Consider the following 18,055-nt stretch of genomic DNA (forward strand, 5'->3'; position numbering starts at 1 on the left):
AGACACCGTGAAGCGCACCCGAATCGCCGCCGTCCTGCTGTCCGCCGTCCTGGCTCCCGCGCTGGTGGCGTGCAGCGGCGGCGGCGACGAACCGGCCAAGCCGGCGGCGGTCCCGACCACCCTCCCGACGTCCACCGAGACCAAGGCCGTCGTCCAGGGATTCGAGACCGTTCCGCAGTCGACCCTGGCCGCCTACCTCGACACCCTCCGCGGCATCGACCCCGCCCTCGCGCAGAACGACGTCAACGCCTGGCAGCAGGGCATCCACCTCTGCTACCGGGCCTACGGCGGCCTGCCACAGGACCAGCTGGTCACCGCCGCCGGCCAGGCCTTCGCCAGTGAGAAGGGTGAGGCGATCGTCGCGGCGGCCCAGAAGCACCTGTGCGGCGTCAAGGCCGTCCGCGACGAGTGGGAGAAGCACAGGCCCCGGTCACCGTGACACGGGCGCCCCTCGTCGGAACACCTGCCTCGGAACGCCTCGCCTCAGAACGCCTCGCTGATGTCGAAGAACCCGACGGTGTACCCCGGGCCCGGGCCCAGGACCGGCCGCGGGTCGGAGCCGTCCAGCAGGTGGGCGTACAGGCCGTCGCCGGGGCGCAGTTCGACCAGCCGCCCGCCGGCCAGCGCGTGGAGGCCGCCCGCGTCCTGCGGGTCGCGGTCGAAGCGGCGGGTCGCGCCCGAGGTCACGTCCCGGAGCAGGACCGGCGCGACCGGCTCCTCGGGGTCCTCCTCAAGGAGCAGCAGTTCACGCGGCCCGCTCCACGTGCCGTTGGGGCTGGCGACGGTGAGCAGCCCCTCGTAGTGGGCCACCTCGGCGCCGTCCTCGGCGGACAGCACGATCGTGGCCGCGACGTCCTCCTCCGACACGTACGTCGCCGCGATCAGCCGCCCGTCCGGCGACCAGCTCACGGACGCCTCCACGGTCGCCCAGCCGGGGGCGGACCAGATCCGGCGGCGTGCGCCCGTGGCGAGGTCCAGCACGCCGACCCGGACGTCGTCGCCGGTCAGCGTGGCGAGCGTACGACCGTCCGGTGAGAGGGCCGCGAACTCGGTGCCGCCCTCCGCGGTCGCGTCGTGGGAGTGCCGCTCCCCGGTGGCCAGGGTGAACAGCACCAGGTCGCGGTCCGGCCGCTCGGCCGGGCCGGTGCGGACGAGTGCCCGGGTGCCGTCCCAGGACAGCGCCAGCGGCCGCGCCGCCGCTCCCCCGGGTACGTCGGCGACCCGGACGAGCTCACCCCCGTCGGCGTCCTGCGCCACGAGCGTCCCGGTGCCGTCGGGCGCGGTCAGCTGCGCCATGAACCGGGCCCGTCCGATCCGCCGTTCCTTCAGCGAGTCGGGGGTCGTTCCCCAGGACTCGTCCGCCATCACGGAACCTCCGCAGCACGTCGCAGCCAGCAGGACAGCCTTCCGTGCCGGAGCCTACCAAGGACACGAACGATCCAGGCGGGAACCGGAGCGAAGCCCAAGAGGCCGGCGGGGAGAGCCGGTTGGGACGGCCGGTCGGGCGGTCACGACGAGCCGGCGGCGCCGGGCCCCGGACGAAAATCACTCGCCGGGGCCCGGTGCTCGTCGGCCCGGTGTTCGTCGGCCCGGTGTTCGTCGGCCCGGTGTTCGTCGGACGGGCCTCAGAGCGCGCGCCGCGCGGCCGCGATCCGGTCCGGGTCCCAGCCGGGCCGGGGCACCGATGCGAGCAGCAGCCGGGTGTACGGGTGCCGCGGCTCGGCGAGCACCTCGGCGGTGGGCCCGGCCTCGACGATCCGGCCGTGGCGCATCACGATCACCTCGTCGGTGACGCAGCGCACCACGCCGAGGTCGTGGGTGATGAACAGGTAGCCGATGCCGGTCCGTTCGCGGATGTCGGCGAGCAGGTTGAGGACCTGGGCCTGGACCGAGACGTCGAGCGCGGCGACCGCCTCGTCCAGCACCATCACCGCCGGTTCGACGGCGAGGGCGCGGGCGATGGCGACCCGCTGGCGCTGGCCGCCGGAGAGCTGGCGGGGCAGCGCCTCGGCCGCGCGGGTGCCGAGGCCGACCTGGTCGAGGAGTTCGGCGACCCGGCGCCCGTGGTCGGCGTCGGGGAAGTGCAGCCGCAGGGTCTCGCGGAGCACCGCCTCGACGCTGGTCCTCGGGTCGAGGGAGAGGTACGGGTCCTGGAAGACCATCTGCACCTCGCGGGCGCGGGCGAGGCGCTCCGCCCGGCCGCGCACCCGGCCGGTGCGGGGGCGGCCGCGGACGCCGACCCGTCCCACGTCGGCCTGTTCGAGGCCGACGACGATGCGTGCGGTGGTGGTCTTGCCGGAGCCGGACTCGCCGACGATGCCGAGCGATCCGCCGGCGGCGAGGGTGAAGGAGACGTCGTCGACGGCGCGTACGGCACCGAAGGCGCGGCAGAGGCCCTCGACCTCCAGCACGGGCCGGGACTCCGCCGTGGGGGTGCTGGGCACGGCTGCGGGGGTGCTAGGCACGGGCGGCGCTCCCTTCGAGCCGGTCGGTGTGGTGGCAGGCGGCGAGGTGTCCGTGGTCGCCGGGCGCGGGGACCGGTGCGGGGGGCCGTTCGCCGCAGAGGTCGGAGGCGAGGTGGCAGCGGGCGGCGAAGGCGCAGCCGGTGAGTTCCCGGCGCAGGTCCGGTGGTTGGCCGTCGATGGCGGTGAGCCGTCCGCGGGGGCCGTCGAGCCGTGGGGTGGAGGCGAGCAGGGCGGCGGTGTAGGGATGGCGGGGGCGGGCAAAGAGGGCCTCGGCGGGGCCGCTCTCGACGATCCGGCCGGCGTACATCACGAGGACCCGGTCGCTGATGGCGGCGGCGAGGCCGAGGTCGTGGGTGACGAACAGCAGGCCGGTGCCGAAGCGCGTCCGCAGCCGGTCGAGCAGGGCGACGACCTCGGCCTGGCTGGTGACGTCGAGCGCGGTGGTCGGTTCGTCGGCGAGCAGCAGGGCGGGGTCGCCCATCAGCGCGGCGGCGATCATGACGCGCTGGAGCATGCCGCCGGACAGCCGGCCGGGGTGGCGGTCGAGGAGGTGGGCGCCGAGGCCGACGGCGTCGAGGAGTTCGGTGGCGCGCCGGGTGGCGTCCGGGCGGCTCATCGCGCCGGTGAGGGTGACGCTCTCGGTCAGGAAGTCGCCGATCCGGCGCAGCGGGTTGATGGCGGCCCGGGGGTCCTGGAAGATCATCGCCGCCTTGCGGGTGCGCAGGACGCGCAGCCGGGCGGTGTCCATGGTCAGGACGTCCTCCCCGTCGACCAGGACCCGCCCGGTGGCGGTGGCCCCGGACGGCAGCAGGCCCAGGGCGCTGCGGGAGGTGAGGGTCTTGCCGGAGCCGGACTCGCCGACGAGGGCGACGGTCTCGCCGGGGGCGACGGTGAGGTCGACGCCGTCGAGGACGGGGCGGGCGGTGCCGGGCAGTTGGAGCCGCAGGCCCCGGATGTCGAGGGCGTTCACCGGCCCCTCCCGGCGACCCGGTCGGCGTGGCGTTCGCCGACGACGTTGAAGGCGACGACGGTGAGCACGATGAGGACGCAGGGCAGGATCGCGGAGAGCGGGTAGCCGTGCTGGACGGCGGTCTGGCCGTCGAACACCATGCGGCCCCAGTCAGGGGTGAGGGCGGGGACGCCGAGTCCGAGGAAGGAGAGGCCGGCGAGGTCCATGAGGGCGTATCCGAAGTTGATGGTGGACTGCGCGAGGACGACGGGTGCGATGTTGGGGATGACGTGGCGCAGGCAGATCTGCAGCGAGGAGTGACCCTGGACCTGGTACGCGGCCACGTAGGGCCGGGCGCGTTCGGCGAGGACGAGGGAGCGGGTGAGCCGGCTGACGTACGGCAGGTAGGCGATGGAGAGGGCGATGACCGGGGCGAGCAGGCCCTCGCCGCTGATGGCGACGATGAGGATGGCCAGCAGCATCCCGGGGAAGGCGAAGATCAGCTCGGTGCTCCGGGAGAGGACGGAGTCCGGCCAGCCGCCGCGCCAGGCGGCGGTGACGCCGACGGCGACCCCGGCCAGGGTGGCGAAGGCGACCACGCCGAGCGGGCCGAGCAGGGAGGTGCGGGCGCCGAGCAGCAGCCGGGAGAGGGTGTCGCGGCCGGCGGCGTCCACGCCGAGCGGGTGGTCGGCGGAGGGTCCGGCGAGGGCGGCCGAGAGGTCGGCCTCGTTGGGGTCGTACGGGGCCAGCCAGGGGGCGAGCAGGGCCGCGAGGACGACCAGGACGGTGAAGCCCAGGCAGAGGGTGTGGAGCGGGCCGCCGGCCACCCGGAGCCGGCCGAGGCCGGGCCGGCGGGCGAGGGTGAGGCTCATGCGGCGGACCTCCTCGGGCCGGGGCCGACCCGGGGGTCGACCAGTGGGTGAAGCAGGTCGACGAGGAGGTTCACCGCCATGAACAGCGCGACGATGATCAGCGAGATGGCCTGGACGGTCGGGAAGTCCTTGGTGGTGGTGGACAGTTCGAGGAGCTGGCCGATGCCGCCGATGCCGAACGCGGACTCCACCAGCACGGTGCAGACCAGCAGGGTGGAGACGATCAGGCCGCCGGTGGTCAGGACGGTGCCCAGCGAGTTGCGGAACACGTGGCGGGCGATGACCTTCCGCTCGGGGACGCCGCGGCTGCGGGCGACCGCGACGTGCTCGGCGTCCAGGGCCTCCAGCATGGTGGAGCGGGTGACCCGGGCCAGCATGCCGATCAGGTAGAGCGCGAGCGCGACGGCGGGCAGGGTCAGGTGCCAGAGCATGTCGCCGAGGCCCTCCCCCGCGCCGCTGCTGGGGAACCAGCCGAGCCGGACCGCGAACAGGCCCTGGAGCAGCACCGCCGCGACGAAGGACGGGGTGCCGACGGCGAGGGTGGTGGTGACCAGGATCGCCGAGTCGGTGGCGCCGCCCCGGACGGCCCCGATCCAGCCGAGCAGCAGGCCGGCCGCCACCACGACGAGCAGGGCCATGGCCACCAGGGTCAGGGTGACGGGCAGCCGGTCGGCCAGCAGCTCGGAGACGTCGGTGCGGTAGGTGACGGAGCGCCCGAAGTCGCCCTGGAGCACCTGGCCCAGCCAGCGGAGGTAGCGGACCAGGAAGGGGTCGTTCAGGTGGTACTGCGCGTTGATCGCTTCCAGGGCGGCCGGGGAGGCCGAGCGCCCCGAGAGGAGGAAGCTCGCCGGGTTGCCGGGCGCCAGGTACATCGCGCCGTGCACCACGAAGGAGGCGCCGAGCAGGGTGACGGCCATCTCCAGCAGACGGCGGGCGGCGAATCGCAGGAGGCTCACCGGGCGGCCCCCACGTCGGCGGCCCACGGGCTGTACAGGTAGGAGATGCCGGTGGGCGCGCCGGTGATCCGCTTGTTGAGGAACAGCGCGGTGGGCCACTCGGCGACGGGGATCCAGAGCAGTTGCTCGGAGGCCGTCCGCTGGAGCTTCGCCTCGATCGCGCCGCGCCGGGCCGGGTCGTACTCGGCGACGGCCTGGTCGACCAGCCGGTCGTAGGCCTGGTCGCTGTGGCCGGCGTAGTTCTGGTAGGCGCCGGTGCGGAAGTTGGCCAGCAGGTCCAGCGGGTCGGTGATGGAGTCGTAGTACGTCTCCGGGAACATGTCCAGGCCCTCGCGCGCCTGGGGGTCGGTGAACAGCGAGGTGAAGGCGTTCGGGGCGATGGTCCGCAGCCGGACGTCCAGGCCGATCCTCGTCCCCGCGTTCTGGACGGCGGTGGCGAGCAGGGAGACGTCCTGGCCGATGGTGCTGGTGGCGATGGTCAGGGTCCTGCCGGTGGCGCCGGCCTCCTTGATCAGGGCCTTCGCCTGTTCGATGTCCTGCGTGGTGGGGGTGAGCCCGGTGAAGGCCTCGCCGCGGACGGTGTCGGGGAAGCCCGCCCACGCGGCCCTGGTGGTGAGCGAGCCGGTGACGGTGCCCGCGCCGCCGAGGCCGGTCCTCACGAAGCCCGAGCGGTCCAGGGCGAGGGAGAGCGCGCGCCGCACCCGGACGTCGCCGAGGGGGCCGTTCATGCTGGTGACGTTCACGTTGACGGTGCTCAGGCCCTCGCCGAAGTAGAGGGTGCCGACGCCGCTGTCGCGCAGCCGCCGGTAGCTCTCGGTGGGGATGAGGTGGCCGCCGTCCACCTCGCCGCTGAGCATCGCGTTGGTGCGCGCCGAGGGGTCGGTGAGGAAGCGGAACACCACCTTGCCCGACTTCGCCCGGCCGCCCCAGTAGCCGTCGAAGCGCTCCAGCTCGACCGACTGGCCCTTCGCCCAGGCGCCGAGCCGGTACGGGCCGGTGCAGTCCAGGCTGCCGGAGGTGCCGTAGTCCTTCCCCGCCGCCTCGACACCCGCCTTGGCGGCGACCACGCCGGCGGCGGTCGCCATGTACTGCGGGAACTGCGAGTCGGGCTGCTTGAGCTTGACGGTGACCTGCAGCGGCCCGGTCCTGGTGACGGTGTCGACGTGCTGGAACACCTGGGCCCAGGCGGCGGCGTTCTCCGGGTTCATCTGCCGGCCGAGGCTGAAGACCACGTCGTCGGCGGTCATGGTCGAGCCGTCGTGGAAGCGGACCCCGGGGCGCAGGTCGTACACCCAGGTCGTCGGGTCCGGATTGGAGGCCTTCTCGGCCAGGCCCGGGGCGAGGGTGAGCTGCGGGGTCCACCGCATCAGGCTCTCGCAGACGTTGGCCAGGATGGTGTTCTGCGGGTAGTCGAACGCCATGGTGTGGTCCAGCGTGGGCGGTTCGGCGTACAGGGCCCAGGTGAAGGAGTCGATCTCGCCCTTGGCCGGTGGGGTGGTGGCCGACAGCTGGTAGTCGGCTCCCTCGCCCGGGCCGCCGGTGCGCGGCGGGCCGGAGCAGGCGGCGACCAGGGCGAGGACGGACAGGGCGGCGGCGCAGGCGTGGGCGAGCCGCCGGCGGGGCTCGCGGCGTCTCGGTGGCGGTGGGGCGGTGGAGGGCATCGGGGTGCTTCCGTGTCGTCGTCGGGTGGCCGAACGTGTCGTCGTCGGGTGACCGAACGTGTCGTCGTCGGGTGACCGACGGAAGGGCGGTGGTAGGGGACGGGGGTACGGGACGGGTGCCGGGAACGTCAGGCGCGGTCGCGGGCGGCCGGGATCTGCTGGGTGATGCAGTGGACGCCACCGCCGCCGAACGCGAGGACCCGGGCCCGTACGCCGACCACCTTCCGGTCGGGGTACGCGGCGGCGAGGACGGCGAGCGCGCCCTCGTCCTCGGGGTGGCCCGCGACGGGGACGACGACGCCGCCGTTGGCGAGGTAGTGGTTGAGGTAGCCGACCTCGGTCCGCCGCCCGTCGACCTCGACGAAGGCCGACTGCGGGACGTCGACGATCTCGAACGGCCGGCCCTGGGCGTCGGTACTGTGCTCCAGGACCGTCCGGTTGGCGCGCATCCGCACGTAGTCGGGGTGCGCGGGGTCGGACGGCAGCTGGACGACGACCTTCCCGGGCGCGGCGAACGCGCAGACGCCGTCCACGTGACCGTCGGTCTCGGTGTCCAGCAGCCCCCCGTACGGCAGCCAGATCACCTTGGTGACGCCGAGCCGGGCCTTGAGCTCGGCCTCGATCTCCTCGCGGCCCAGCTCCGGGTTGCGGTTGGGGTGGAGCAGGCACTGCTCGGTGGTGATGAGGGTGCCCTCGCCGTCCACGGTGATCGCACCGCCCTCCAGGACCATCGAGGAGCGGATCGCCGGGACGCCCAGGTGGTCCAGCAGCAGGCCGCTGATCCGGTCGTCGGCGTCCCACGGGTGGTGCTTGCGGCCCCAGGCGTTGAAGCGGAAGTCCACGCCGGCGCGGCGGCCCTGCCCGTCCAGGACGAAGATCGGCGCGCTGTCGCGGAACCAGGAGTCGTCCAGCGGCAGTTCCAGCACCGTGACGCCCTCCTCCCCGCACATCGCGCGGGCCTGCTCGCCGTGGCCGGGCGGGGCGACCATGGTCACCGGCTCGAACCGGGCGACGGTCCGCGCGACCTCGGCGTACTCCTGCTGGGCCTCGGCCAGGGTGTCGCCCCACAGGTCCGGGCGGGTGGGCCAGGCCATCAGGCAGCCCTCGTGCTCGGTCCACTCGGCGGGCATGCGGTAGGTCATCGGGGGCTCTCTTCCGGTCGCTGGGGTCGGGTGCCCCGGGGTGGGGCATCCGGGGTGGGCCCTGGCGGCCCGCCACCGTGGGGGGTTCGGCGGGCCGCCAGGGAGTCAGGGGGTCGTCGGACGTCTCGCGTCGGACGATGGCAGTCGGACGGCGGTCGTCAGACGGCGGGCGGGACGACCGGCTGGGACTGGGTGGCGCAGTGGATCCCGCCGCCGCCGCTCGCGATGTTGTCGATGTTCACCTGGACGATGTCGCGGTCCGGGTAGGCGTTCTGGAGGATCGCGCGGGCCGTGGCGTCCGCCCGGCCGTCGCCGAACTGGGGCAGCAGGACGGCGCCGTTGACGACGTAGTAGTTGGTGTAGCTGGAGAGGAACTCGGCGCCGCCGCCCCGGATCAACCGGCGGTCGGGGCCGGGGAGTTCGACGATGTTCAGCGGGCGGCCCTGCGCGTCGGCGGCGGCGCGCAGCACCCGCTTGGTCTCCTCGTACACCGCGACCCACTTGGCGGTGGTGCCCGGGCCCGGCTTGTCGAGGATGACCCGCCCCGGCGCGGTGAACCGGGCCAGGCAGTCGATGTGGCAGTCGGTGATGTCCTGCCCGGCCAGGCCGGGCACCCAGATCACCTTGTCCATCCCGAGCGAGGACTTCAGCGCCTGCTCGACCTGGGCCTGCGACATCCCGAGGTTGCGGTTGGGGTTGACCAGCGAACTGACGGTGGCCAGCAGCGTGCCCTGGCCGTCGGTCTCCAGCGAACCGCCCTCGCCGACGAACGGCGCCCGGACGCGGTCGACGCCGTACCGCGTCAGCAGGGTCGCCGCGGCGGCCGCGTCGTTGGCGTACGGCTGGTAGTACGGGGTGCCGGACTTGCCCCAGCCGTTGAAGTTGGTGTCCAGGCCGGCGATCGCGCCCGGGCCGACCAGGAAGGTCGGGCCGAAGTCACGGATCCACAGGTCGTCGTCGGCGATCTCGACGACCGTGATGCCGTGATAGGCGCCGTAGCCGCAGGTGTAGCGGGCATCGGCGGCCTGCCCGGAGCGGGCCAGGACGACGACCGGCTCGTAGCGCGAGATCTCGTGCGCAACACGGGCGATGTCCTCGCGGACGGGCCAGAGGCCGCTGCCCCAGATCGAGGAGAGCGCCGGCCAGGCCATGAAGGTCCGGACGTGCCGGGCGTCCTCGGCCGGCATCCGCAGCCGGACGCCGGTGGAGTCGGTGGCGCCGGTGGAGCCGGTGTCGGCCGAGGCGGTGGCGCGGGCGGTGGCGGTGGCGGGCAGCACCGCGCCGAGGGCCAGTGCGGGGACGGCCGCCGCGCCGAGCTTGAGCAGATGGCGCCTGGAGGTGTCCGGAAGGTTCATCGAGGTCTCCCTGCGAGTGGGGGTGGGAGGTGTGGTGTGCCGCACATACTCCACCGGACTGAAAATTCAGTCAAGACTTTCGGAGGCCAAGGGCGGCCGCGACGGCGGGAGCCGCTGACCGCCGCCGGGCGGTCGGCAGGCGAACGCTCCAGGCAGGACAGGCAGGACCTGCGTGTTACCCGTGTGGGCGTCGACAGCTCCCGCCCTGATAATTAAGTCAGGAAATTGGCACCCGCCCGGCCAGGAGCGGGTAGAGTGAGTGCCCATGTCGGATCGTCGAACAGGGATACTCAGGGCCGCCACCCGCGTCATCGCACGGCGGGGCGTCCGCGGACTGCGCGTGGAGGAGCTGGCCGCCGAGGCCGGGGTCTCGACCTCGCTGATCTACTACCACTTCGACGACCGCGCGGGCCTGCTGCGCCGGACCCTGGAGTTCATCAGCGACCGCGCCGACCGCTACACCGCGGAACGCGTCCCCGAGCCCGCGCCCGGCGGGGCCGACCCGGGTCGGGACGACCCCGTCGCCGAGCTGGAGCAGATCCTGCTGCTGGAGCTCCAGGACTCGGCCGAGGTGCGCGAGAACAGCACGGCCTGGGGCGAGTTGAGAGCGAGCGCGGTCTTCGAGGCCGACCTCCGCACGGATCTCGCCAGGTCGACCCACACCTGGGTGCACGAGATCGCGGAGCTGCTCGCCCGCGCCGACCCGGCCGGCACCGCCCCCGCCCACGCGGCCGCCGCCGAACGGCTGACGGCCCTGCTCGAAGGGCTCAGCGTCCGCTGGCTCAGCGGCTCGCTGGCCCTCGACCACGCCCGCCACCTGCTTCGGGAGGCCGTCGAGGAGGAGCTGGCCCGTGGGCAGGCCAAGCGGGCTGACTGATACATCCGTCAGCCCTCAGTGGAAACCTCAGAGGAAGTAGAGCCGGCTGAGCGGCACGCTGTCGGCGGGTTCGGAGCGCACCGGATCACCGTCCAGGAAGACCGCGCCAGAGCGGTGGTCCACCTCCACCAGCCCGGTACGGGCGTTGCGCACCATGTCCCGCGGCCCGATGCCCCGCGTGCCGCGCACCGCGACCCGGCGCCGACGGGTGGTCATCGCGTCGTACGGCCGCCCCGCCGAGCCGGCGGCCGCCGCCGCACCGCTGACGAACGCCACCGACAGATCGGCCGCGGTCGCCCCGTGCGCACCGAACAGCGGCCCCATGACCAGCGGTTGGCAGGTCTCGGTGGCGGCGTTGGGGTCGCCGACCACGCCGTACGCGGGGAACCCGGCCTTGAGCACCAGCTGCGGCTTGGCACCGAAGTAGGCGGGCCACCAGAGCACGATGTCGGCGAGCTTGCCCACCTCGATCGAGCCGACCTCGTGGGCGAGGCCGTGCGCGATCGCGGGGTTGATGGTCAGCTTGGCGATGTAGCGCAGCACCCGCTCGTTGTCGTCCCGCGGCCCGTCCCCGGCCATCGGGCCGAGTTCGGCCTTCATCTTCCCCGCCACCGCGAAGGTGCGGCGGACGGTCTCGCCCGCCCGGCCCATGCCCTGGGCGTCGGAGGAGGTGATGCCGATGACCCCGAGGTCGTGCAGCACGTCCTCGGCGCCCATCGTGCCGGCCCGGATGCGGTCACGGGCCATCGCCGCGTCCCCGGGGAGGTCGGTCTTCAGCGCGTGGACCGAGACGATCATCCCGTAGTGCTCCGCGACCGCGTCGCGGCCGAACGGCAGGGTGGGGTTGGTGGAGGAGCCGATGACGTTCGGCACGCCGGCCATCTTCAGCACGTTGGGGACGTGTCCGCCGCCGCAGCCCTCGATGTGGAAGGCGTGGATGGTCCGGCCCTCCAGCACCTTGAGGGTGTCCTCCACCGAGAGGCACTCGTTCAACCCGTCCGTGTGCAGGGCGACCTGGACGTCGTACTCCTCGGCGACCCGCAACGCGGTGTCCAGCGCGCGGGTGTGCGCGCCCATGTCCTCGTGGACCTTGAACCCCGAGGCGCCGCCCTCGGCCAGCGCCTCCACCAGCGGGGCCGGGTCGGAGGACGAACCCCGGCCCAGGAACCCGATGTTGACCGGCCAGGCGTCGAAGGCGTTGAACGCGTGCCGCAGCGCCCAGGGCGAGTTGACGCCCACCCCCCACGCCGGCCCCACCTCCTGGCCGATGATCGTGGTCACGCCCGAGGCCAGCGAGGCCTCCATGATCCGCGGCGACATCAGATGAACGTGGGTGTCGACGGCCCCGGCGGTGGCGATCATGCCCTCGCCGGAGACGATCGTGGTGCCGGTGCCGACCACCACCTCCACGCCGTCCAGGGTGTCCGGGTTGCCGGCCCGGCCGATCGAGACGATCCGGCCCTCCCGGATGCCGATCGAGGTCTTCCGGATGCCCTGGACCGCGTCGATCACCAGCACGTTGCTGATCACCACGTCGCAGGTCTCGCGCACCGCGGCGGCCTTGAGGTGCAGGCCGTCCCGGGCCGTCTTCCCGAACCCGACCAGGAACTCGTCGCCCGGCGCCTGGGAGTCGGACTCCACCCGGACGATCAGCCCGCTGTCGCCGAGCCGGACACGGTCGCCGGCCCGGGGGCCGTGCACGGCGGCGTACTCGTGCGGTTCGATGGTGCCGCTCATCGCTGGGCCTCCCGCCCGTCGTCGCTTCCCAGGTAGCCGCAGGCCGCGGCCCGGCGCAGCGCCTCGCTCCGGGCACCGGGCGCGTCCAGCGGACCGTCCACCAGCCCGGCGAAGCCGATCGCCACCCGCGCGCCGCCGATCGGCACCAGCCCGACCTCCACCGTGGCGCCCGGGTCGAAGCGCACCGAGGAGCCGGCCGGCACCGCGAGGCGCATCCCGTACGCGACGGCGCGGTCGAAGGCCAGCCGCGGGTTGGACTCGAAGAAGTGGAAGTGCGAGGTCACCGAGACGGGCACCTCGGCGGTGTTGCGGACCGTCAGGGTGACGGTGGGCGTCGGGACGTAGTCGGTGCCGCTACCGGCGAGGACCGCTCCGGGTGCGGCGTCGGCATCGGTCCCGGTCATGGCGCCGGTCAGGACACCGAAGGGTTCGGCGATCACGGCCAGCCGGGAGCCGTCCTCGAAGACGGCCTCCACGCTGATCTCGGTGAGCACCTCGACCACGCCGGGCAGGACGTCCTCCGGCCCGAGCACGGTCCGCCCGCGCCGGACGGCCTCGGCCAGGCGCAGCCCGTCCCGGGCCGCCTCGCAGACGGTGTCGGCGATGATCGCGGTGGCCTCGGGCAGGTTCAGCCGCAGGCCTCGTGCGTGCCGGGCACGGGCCAGCCCGGCGGCGGTGAACAGCAGCAGCCGGTCGCGTTCGGTGGGGGTCAGTCGCATCGCCGGGTCACCCGGCCAGGGCGGGCAGGTCGTGGGTGGCGCAGTGGATGCCGCCCCCGCCGGCCGCGATCGCGTCGATGCCCACCGACACGATCTCCCGGTCGGGGAAGTGCTCCTTCATCACCCGGCGGGCGTGGTCGTCGGCCTTGGCGTCGCCGAACCGGGGCAGGTAGACGCCCCTGCCGCCGATGTAGAAGTTCATGTACGAGGAGACGAAGGCGTCACCGCGACCGGTGATGGCGTCGGGGTCGGGCTGCGGCAGCTCGATCACCTCGATCCTCTTGCCGCGGGCGTCGGTGGCGTCCTTGAGGACGGACTTCGCCTGGTCGGCCGAGCGCGACCAGACATCGGCCGGGGTGCCGGGGAACGCCTTGTCCAGCAGGACGACGCCGGGCGCCACGAAGCGCATCAGGCAGTCCACATGGGCGTCGGTGATGTCCTCGCCCTTGACGCCGGCGAGCCAGATCACCTGGGTGACGCCGAGCGCCTTCCTGAGCTCGGCCTCGACCCGGTCGCGGCTCATGCCCGGGTTGCGGTTGGCGTTGACGACGGAGCTCTCGGTGAGCACCAGGGTGCCGAGGCCGTCGGTCTCGAAGGATCCGCCCTCGGCGACCAGCGGTGTCTCGATCCGCTCCATCCCGTACGTGGTGAGGAGGGTCCGGGCGACCTTGCCGTCGTTGCCGTGCCGCTGCTTGCCGCCCCAGCCGTTGAAGTTGAAGTCGACGCCCTTGACCTTGCCGTTCTCCTCGACGAAGACCGGCGCCGTGTCGCGGGCCCACAGGTCGTCGACGGGGACCGGGACGACCTCCACCGCGCCGCCGCAGGCGCGCCGGGCCGCCTCGTTCTGCTCGGGCCGGGCCAGCAGGGTGACCGGTTCGTGGGCGCCGATGGCGGCGGCGAGGGCCGCGATGTCCTTGCGGACGGCGCCCAGTTGGTCGCCCCAGACGTTCTCGGAGGCGGGCCAGGCCATGAAGGTGCGGGCGTGCTTCTCCCATTCGGCGCCGAAGCGGCGGCCGGCGGTGCCGCTGGCACCGGCGGGCGCCGGGGTGCCGGGCGCCGGGGTCTCCTCGTCCTCGGGTGGTCCGTCGAGCTCGGTACAGGCGGTCAGGCCGAGGGCGAGTACCCCCGCGCCGGCGAGGGAGCGCAGCACGGTGCGGCGCGACAGGGCGGAACTGGGCACGGGTCCTCCGTGGGGAAGGGTGGGGGTGGGGTGGACCGGGTCGACGGGTGAAGGTCAGGGCAGCGGCTCGTGCATGGTCGAGCAGTGGATGCCGCCGCCTCCGCCCATCAGGCGGTCGACGTCGAGCTGGACGACCGCGCGTCCGGGGAAGGCCGCGGCGAGGGCCTGGCGCGCGGCCTCGTCCTTGGCCCGGTCGCCGAACCGGGCGGTGATCACGGCGCCGTTGACGACGTGGAAGTTGAGGTAGGAGTCGACGAAGGTCGAGCTCCGCGAGCGGACGGTGTCCGGGCCGTCGACGCGGATCACCCGCAGCCGCCGGCCGCGCGCGTCCGTCGCCGCGCACAGGATCGCGAACTGCTCGCGGGCGTCGCGCGCCCAGACGTCGTCGCGGTCCGCGGGCGGCAGCTGCACCATGACCACGCCCGGTCGGATGAACCGCGAGGTGACGTCGACGTGGTCGTCGGTGATGTCCTCGCCCCGGATCCCGGGCAGCCAGATCATCCGGTCCGCGCCGTACGCGTCGAGGACGGCCTCCTCGATCTCGGCCCGGCTCATGCCCCGGTTGCGGTTCTTGTTGACCAGGCTGCTCTCGGTGGCCATCACCGTGCCGTCGCCGTCCGTCTCCACCGCCCCGCCCTCGCCGACCAGGTCGGCGTACGTGAGCCGCAGGCCCCGGCGACGGGCGATCCGTTCGGCGGCGCGGGCGTCGTCGGTGTGCACCTGCTTGTTGCCCCAGCCGTTGAAGTTGAGCGCGACGGCGTCCAGGCCACCGCGGCCGTCCCGGCGGAAGACCGGCGCGATGTCGCGCATCCACAGGTCGTCGGTGGGGATCTCGGTGGTCACCTCGACGGTGGGGCCGCAGCGGCTCCGGGCCTTGCGGGCGGTGTACTCGTCGGGGGCGCACATGACCACCGGCTCGTACATCGCGACGGTGCGTGCGATCAGGGCGATGTCGTCCTGCACGCCGGACAGCCCCCAGCCCCACACCGAGCGGCGCGAGGGCCAGGACATCCAGGTACGGGCGTGCGGGACGTCGTCCGCCGGCACCCGGAACCGCGCTCCCCCGGACCGCTCCGCCCCGGAGGCCGAGGATGACGCGGAGGCGGAGGAGGCCGTGAACCCCGCCGGGCCGAGGGCCGGACCGGCCGCTCCCAGGCCGACCGCGCCCAACAGGCGCCGGCGGGTGGGCAGCGCCCCGAGCAGACGGTCGGCGAGCGTGCGCTCCTCGCGGTGTTCGGTCATGGGGGTCTCCAGATCCAGTGTCGCTTCGACCGGCGGACGCCGCCCGGGCGGGCGGCGGGTACGACGGGCGTACGCGACGCGGGTGGCAGGCGTATCCCGCGGCTGCGGGCCGCCGGCGCTGGCCGGGGGGTGCGGTGATGGTGCGGGCCGGAGGCTTCCGCCGGCCCGGGCTCCCCAGCGGTAACGCCAGCGTCGCACTGACTGAAAAATCAGTCAAGTTTCTCGGGACAAGGCTGCCATCGACCCCCGAGAGCCCCCGAGCGACCCCGGACAGCGCAAGGCGCCCGGGCCGCCGATGTCGGCAGCCCGGGCGCCCGGCCCTCCTCCACGCCCGGCCCCGCTCAGCGGCCGAGCCGCTCCACCTCGACCTGGATCGCCTCAGCCATCAGCGCCCGCGCATGGCTCAGCGGCAGCGTCCCGCTGAGCCACCGCACGCTCAGACCCTCCAGCAGCGCGGTCAGCCGCTCGGCGGCCGAGGCCAGCGCGGTCGCCGAGGTCATCGGCTGCACCCGCCCCAGCAGCTCGGCGATCTCCTGCACCCAGACCAGGGTCGCCCTGGCCAGGTCCTCGCGCAGCGCGTCGTCGAAGACCGCGCTCGCCCGCAGTTCGCCCCAGGCGGTGCTGTTCTCCCGCACCTCCGCCGAGTCCTGCAGCTCCAGCAGCAGGGTGTGGTCGAGCTCCTCGCGCGGGGTGAGCGGCGGCGCGGCCGGATCGCGCTCCGTCGTGTAGCGCTCCGCGCGGTCGTTGATGAACTCCAGCGTCTGGCGGAGGATCCCGGTGCGGTCCTTGAAGTGGTAGTAGATCAACGCGGTGGACACGCCCGCCTCGGCGGCGAGTTCCTCGACCCGCAGGCCGCGGACCCCGCGCCGGGCGATCACTCGCGCGGACGCTTCCAGGATTGATGTTCTGCGACTGGCCACGGTCCACCACCCTACTCGGACGGGACACCCGTGATCGGCACCACCCGCTGATCAATTCCTCAGTCGCCCACCGATCGGCCATACCCTAGCCACCGAGCAGTGTCTTCGTGTCCGAACTACCCTCAAGCAGCGGGACTCCACCCACTCCTCCCCCGCCGGAACAGGGCTGGGGGTCGAAAATCCTGACGGAATCTATAAACTGCCCGGTACCCGGCCCCGCCACGCCCCACCCGCGGTCGACACAGGACGCCGGCGGGAGGGTCCCCGTACCCCGGGAGCGCCCTCCCCGGCCCTCCCCGGCCCCTCCTCCCGATCCAGCCGAGAGAGCACACCCGATGCACCCACCCCACCGCACCGCCGCCGCGCCCGCCCCTGTCTTCCGGCCGCTGACCGTCGACGACCCCGTCGAGGTCGGCGGATACCGCCTGTACGCGCGGCTCGGCGCGGGCGGGATGGGCCGGGTCTACCTCTCGTACACCCGGGGCGGCCGCCCGGTGGCCCTCAAGGTCGTCCGGCCCGAGCTCGCCGAGGACCCCGAGTTCCGGCAACGGTTCGCCCAGGAGGTCGCCAGCGCCCGCCTCATCCACGGCCTCTACACCGCCCAGGTCGTCGACGCCGGCACCGAGGACGCCCTGCCCTGGCTGGCCACCGCCTACGTCCCCGGCCCCTCGCTCGACCAGGTCGTCCACCACGAGGGCCCGCTCCCCGAGCGCACCACGCTGCTCCTGCTGGCCGGCATCGCCGAGGCCCTCCAGGTGATCCACGCCGCCGGAGTCGTCCACCGCGACCTCAAGCCGGCCAACGTCCTGCTCGCCGCCGACGGACCGCGCGTGATCGACTTCGGCATCGCCCGCGCCGCCGACGCCACCGCGCTCACCGGCGCCGGGCTGCGCATCGGCTCCCCCGGGTTCATGGCCCCGGAGCAGGCCGTCGCCCTGCCCGCCACCCCCGCCACCGACGTCTTCGCGCTCGGCGCTCTGGCCGCCCACATCTCCGGCGGCCGACCGCCCTTCGGCGCCGGACCCGACTCCGGCGCGCTGTACCGCGTCGTCCACGAGGAACCCGACCTCACCGCCGTCCCGCCCGCGCTCCAGGACCTCATCCGACACTGCCTCGCCAAGCGCCCCGAGGACCGGCCCACCACCGCCCGGCTGATCGACGCCGTCCACCGCCACCCCGCCCTCGGCGGACGGCTCCGGTACGCCGACGGCTGGCTGCCCTCGCAGGTCAGCACCGAGATCCTGCGCCGCGCCGACCTCCCCCAGGCCCCCGCCGAGGCGCGCACCACGCTGGACCGGGCACCCGTGCCGACGGCCCCGCCGGAACCCCGCGCGGACCGCACCGCCATCCGCCGGGGCTCCCGCCGCCGGACCGCCGCCGTCGCCGCGCTCGCCCTCCTCCTCGGAGCGGCCGGCACCTACGCCGTCCTCCCCGGCGACCCGGAGGACGACGACTACGCGCCGGACACCCCGGCGACCGCCCCGCCCACCGCCCCCGCGCCGGCCCCGGCGGCCACCGACCGCCCCTCGACCTCCGCCACGCCCACCGCACCACCGGCCGCGGCACCCGGCTACACCGCCGTGTACACCTCGCGGGAGCTGGTCTCCCCCGACCACAGCTACGAGTTCGACCTCAAGACCGGCGCCGTCACCGCGGAGGAGACGGCCGCCTGGTTCGTCGGCCGTACGGCGGGTGAGTTCCTCGTCCCCGACAACAACGACGCCTTCATCGCCCAGGACCCCCGGCTCGGACCCGCCGAATGCCTCCGGGGCCTCGGGACCCACCCCGCCACCCGGCTGGACCTCCCCGCCCTCGCCGGCCGCGCCTTCTGCCTCCGCACCCAGGACGGCCGCGACCTGGCGATCATCCGCGTCCTCTCCACCACCCCCGGCGACGGCCCGGTCAAGGTCTCCATCGACTACCACCGCCGCACGGACGGCTGACGGCCGACCCCGACGGTCCCTCCCCGGTGTAGAAGCG

Annotated in this window: 16 protein-coding genes; 3 read left to right on the forward strand and 13 right to left on the reverse strand. The window is 73.9% G+C overall.

What is annotated here, in order from left to right:
* Positions 1–7: 7 nt before the first annotated feature.
* Positions 8–439 carry a hypothetical protein gene (locus tag ACWEQL_RS10880; RefSeq protein WP_452149882.1) on the forward strand — a complete coding sequence of 144 codons (432 nt, stop codon included), beginning with the start codon at positions 8–10 and terminating at the stop codon, positions 437–439.
* A gap of 44 nt (positions 440–483) precedes the next feature.
* Here ACWEQL_RS10880 and ACWEQL_RS10885 read toward each other — a convergent pair whose 3' ends face one another.
* The 8 genes from ACWEQL_RS10885 to ACWEQL_RS10920 all read right to left on the reverse strand — a co-directional run bounded on the left by ACWEQL_RS10885 (position 484) and on the right by ACWEQL_RS10920 (position 9,400).
* Positions 484–1,365 (reverse strand): TolB family protein, encoded by an 882-nt coding sequence (locus ACWEQL_RS10885; protein ID WP_452149883.1) that lies wholly within the window; start codon positions 1,363–1,365, stop codon positions 484–486.
* Between the two features lie 260 nt (positions 1,366–1,625).
* Positions 1,626–2,465, reverse strand: a complete 840-nt coding sequence (locus tag ACWEQL_RS10890) for an ABC transporter ATP-binding protein (protein ID WP_452149884.1) — start codon at positions 2,463–2,465, stop codon at positions 1,626–1,628.
* Positions 2,458–3,435 carry an ABC transporter ATP-binding protein gene (locus ACWEQL_RS10895; protein ID WP_452149885.1) on the reverse strand — a complete coding sequence of 326 codons (978 nt, stop codon included), beginning with the start codon at positions 3,433–3,435 and terminating at the stop codon, positions 2,458–2,460. The genes ACWEQL_RS10890 and ACWEQL_RS10895 overlap by 8 nt, the downstream gene beginning before the upstream one ends.
* On the reverse strand, positions 3,432–4,286 hold the full coding sequence (locus ACWEQL_RS10900; RefSeq protein ID WP_452149886.1) for an ABC transporter permease: 855 nt from the start codon (positions 4,284–4,286) through the stop codon (positions 3,432–3,434). Before ACWEQL_RS10900 ends, ACWEQL_RS10895 begins: the two co-directional genes overlap by 4 nt.
* On the reverse strand, positions 4,283–5,242 hold the full coding sequence (locus ACWEQL_RS10905) for an ABC transporter permease (RefSeq protein WP_452149887.1): 960 nt from the start codon (positions 5,240–5,242) through the stop codon (positions 4,283–4,285). The genes ACWEQL_RS10900 and ACWEQL_RS10905 overlap by 4 nt, the downstream gene beginning before the upstream one ends.
* Complete coding sequence (locus ACWEQL_RS10910) at positions 5,239–6,903, reverse strand: ABC transporter substrate-binding protein (protein ID WP_452149888.1); 1,665 nt, start codon at positions 6,901–6,903, stop codon at positions 5,239–5,241. The genes ACWEQL_RS10905 and ACWEQL_RS10910 overlap by 4 nt, the downstream gene beginning before the upstream one ends.
* Before the next feature lie 128 nt (positions 6,904–7,031).
* Positions 7,032–8,045 carry an agmatine deiminase family protein gene (locus tag ACWEQL_RS10915; protein WP_452149889.1) on the reverse strand — a complete coding sequence of 338 codons (1,014 nt, stop codon included), beginning with the start codon at positions 8,043–8,045 and terminating at the stop codon, positions 7,032–7,034.
* 158 nt (positions 8,046–8,203) lie between these two features.
* Positions 8,204–9,400: an agmatine deiminase family protein gene (locus tag ACWEQL_RS10920; RefSeq protein WP_452149890.1), complete on the reverse strand. Its 1,197-nt coding sequence runs from the start codon at positions 9,398–9,400 to the stop codon at positions 8,204–8,206.
* Between the two features lie 265 nt (positions 9,401–9,665).
* Between ACWEQL_RS10920 and ACWEQL_RS10925 the strand changes: the two genes are divergently transcribed.
* Positions 9,666–10,277 (forward strand): TetR/AcrR family transcriptional regulator, encoded by a 612-nt coding sequence (locus tag ACWEQL_RS10925; RefSeq protein ID WP_452149891.1) that lies wholly within the window; start codon positions 9,666–9,668, stop codon positions 10,275–10,277.
* A 27-nt stretch (positions 10,278–10,304) separates the two neighbouring features.
* On the opposite strand, the gene ACWEQL_RS10930 is transcribed toward ACWEQL_RS10925, so the two are convergent.
* The 5 genes from ACWEQL_RS10930 to ACWEQL_RS10950 all read right to left on the reverse strand — a co-directional run bounded on the left by ACWEQL_RS10930 (position 10,305) and on the right by ACWEQL_RS10950 (position 16,075).
* Positions 10,305–12,014, reverse strand: a complete 1,710-nt coding sequence (locus ACWEQL_RS10930) for an urease subunit alpha (protein ID WP_452149892.1) — start codon at positions 12,012–12,014, stop codon at positions 10,305–10,307.
* Positions 12,011–12,733: an urease subunit gamma gene (gene ureA, locus ACWEQL_RS10935; protein WP_452149893.1), complete on the reverse strand. Its 723-nt coding sequence runs from the start codon at positions 12,731–12,733 to the stop codon at positions 12,011–12,013. The genes ACWEQL_RS10930 and ureA overlap by 4 nt, the downstream gene beginning before the upstream one ends.
* 7 nt (positions 12,734–12,740) lie before the next feature.
* Positions 12,741–13,913: an agmatine deiminase family protein gene (locus ACWEQL_RS10940; RefSeq protein WP_452149894.1), complete on the reverse strand. Its 1,173-nt coding sequence runs from the start codon at positions 13,911–13,913 to the stop codon at positions 12,741–12,743.
* A 54-nt stretch (positions 13,914–13,967) separates the two neighbouring features.
* On the reverse strand, positions 13,968–15,155 hold the full coding sequence (locus tag ACWEQL_RS10945; RefSeq protein WP_452149895.1) for an agmatine deiminase family protein: 1,188 nt from the start codon (positions 15,153–15,155) through the stop codon (positions 13,968–13,970).
* Positions 15,156–15,496: 341 nt separating this feature from the next.
* Positions 15,497–16,075 (reverse strand): TetR/AcrR family transcriptional regulator, encoded by a 579-nt coding sequence (locus tag ACWEQL_RS10950; protein WP_452149896.1) that lies wholly within the window; start codon positions 16,073–16,075, stop codon positions 15,497–15,499.
* A gap of 335 nt (positions 16,076–16,410) precedes the next feature.
* On the opposite strand from ACWEQL_RS10950, the gene ACWEQL_RS10955 reads away from it, so the two are divergent.
* Positions 16,411–18,018: a serine/threonine-protein kinase gene (locus tag ACWEQL_RS10955; RefSeq protein WP_452149897.1), complete on the forward strand. Its 1,608-nt coding sequence runs from the start codon at positions 16,411–16,413 to the stop codon at positions 18,016–18,018.
* The last annotated feature ends 37 nt before the right edge of the window (positions 18,019–18,055 follow it).

This window comes from Kitasatospora sp. NPDC004240, assembly GCF_053603215.1.

Excerpts from the sequence above, each read along its gene's own strand:
- ACWEQL_RS10885 (WP_452149883.1), bottom strand. The coding sequence starts at position 1,365 with ATGGCGGACGAGTCCTGGGGAACGACCCCCGACTCGCTGAAGGAACGG.
- ACWEQL_RS10900 (WP_452149886.1), bottom strand. The coding sequence starts at position 4,286 with ATGAGCCTCACCCTCGCCCGCCGGCCCGGCCTCGGCCGGCTCCGGGTG.
- ACWEQL_RS10910 (WP_452149888.1), bottom strand. The coding sequence starts at position 6,903 with ATGCCCTCCACCGCCCCACCGCCACCGAGACGCCGCGAGCCCCGCCGG.
- ACWEQL_RS10915 (WP_452149889.1), bottom strand. The coding sequence starts at position 8,045 with ATGACCTACCGCATGCCCGCCGAGTGGACCGAGCACGAGGGCTGCCTG.
- ACWEQL_RS10920 (WP_452149890.1), bottom strand. The coding sequence starts at position 9,400 with ATGAACCTTCCGGACACCTCCAGGCGCCATCTGCTCAAGCTCGGCGCG.
- ACWEQL_RS10925 (WP_452149891.1), top strand. The coding sequence starts at position 9,666 with ATGTCGGATCGTCGAACAGGGATACTCAGGGCCGCCACCCGCGTCATC.
- ACWEQL_RS10930 (WP_452149892.1), bottom strand. The coding sequence starts at position 12,014 with ATGAGCGGCACCATCGAACCGCACGAGTACGCCGCCGTGCACGGCCCC.
- ureA (WP_452149893.1), bottom strand. The coding sequence starts at position 12,733 with ATGCGACTGACCCCCACCGAACGCGACCGGCTGCTGCTGTTCACCGCC.
- ACWEQL_RS10945 (WP_452149895.1), bottom strand. The coding sequence starts at position 15,155 with ATGACCGAACACCGCGAGGAGCGCACGCTCGCCGACCGTCTGCTCGGG.
- ACWEQL_RS10955 (WP_452149897.1), top strand. The coding sequence starts at position 16,411 with ATGCACCCACCCCACCGCACCGCCGCCGCGCCCGCCCCTGTCTTCCGG.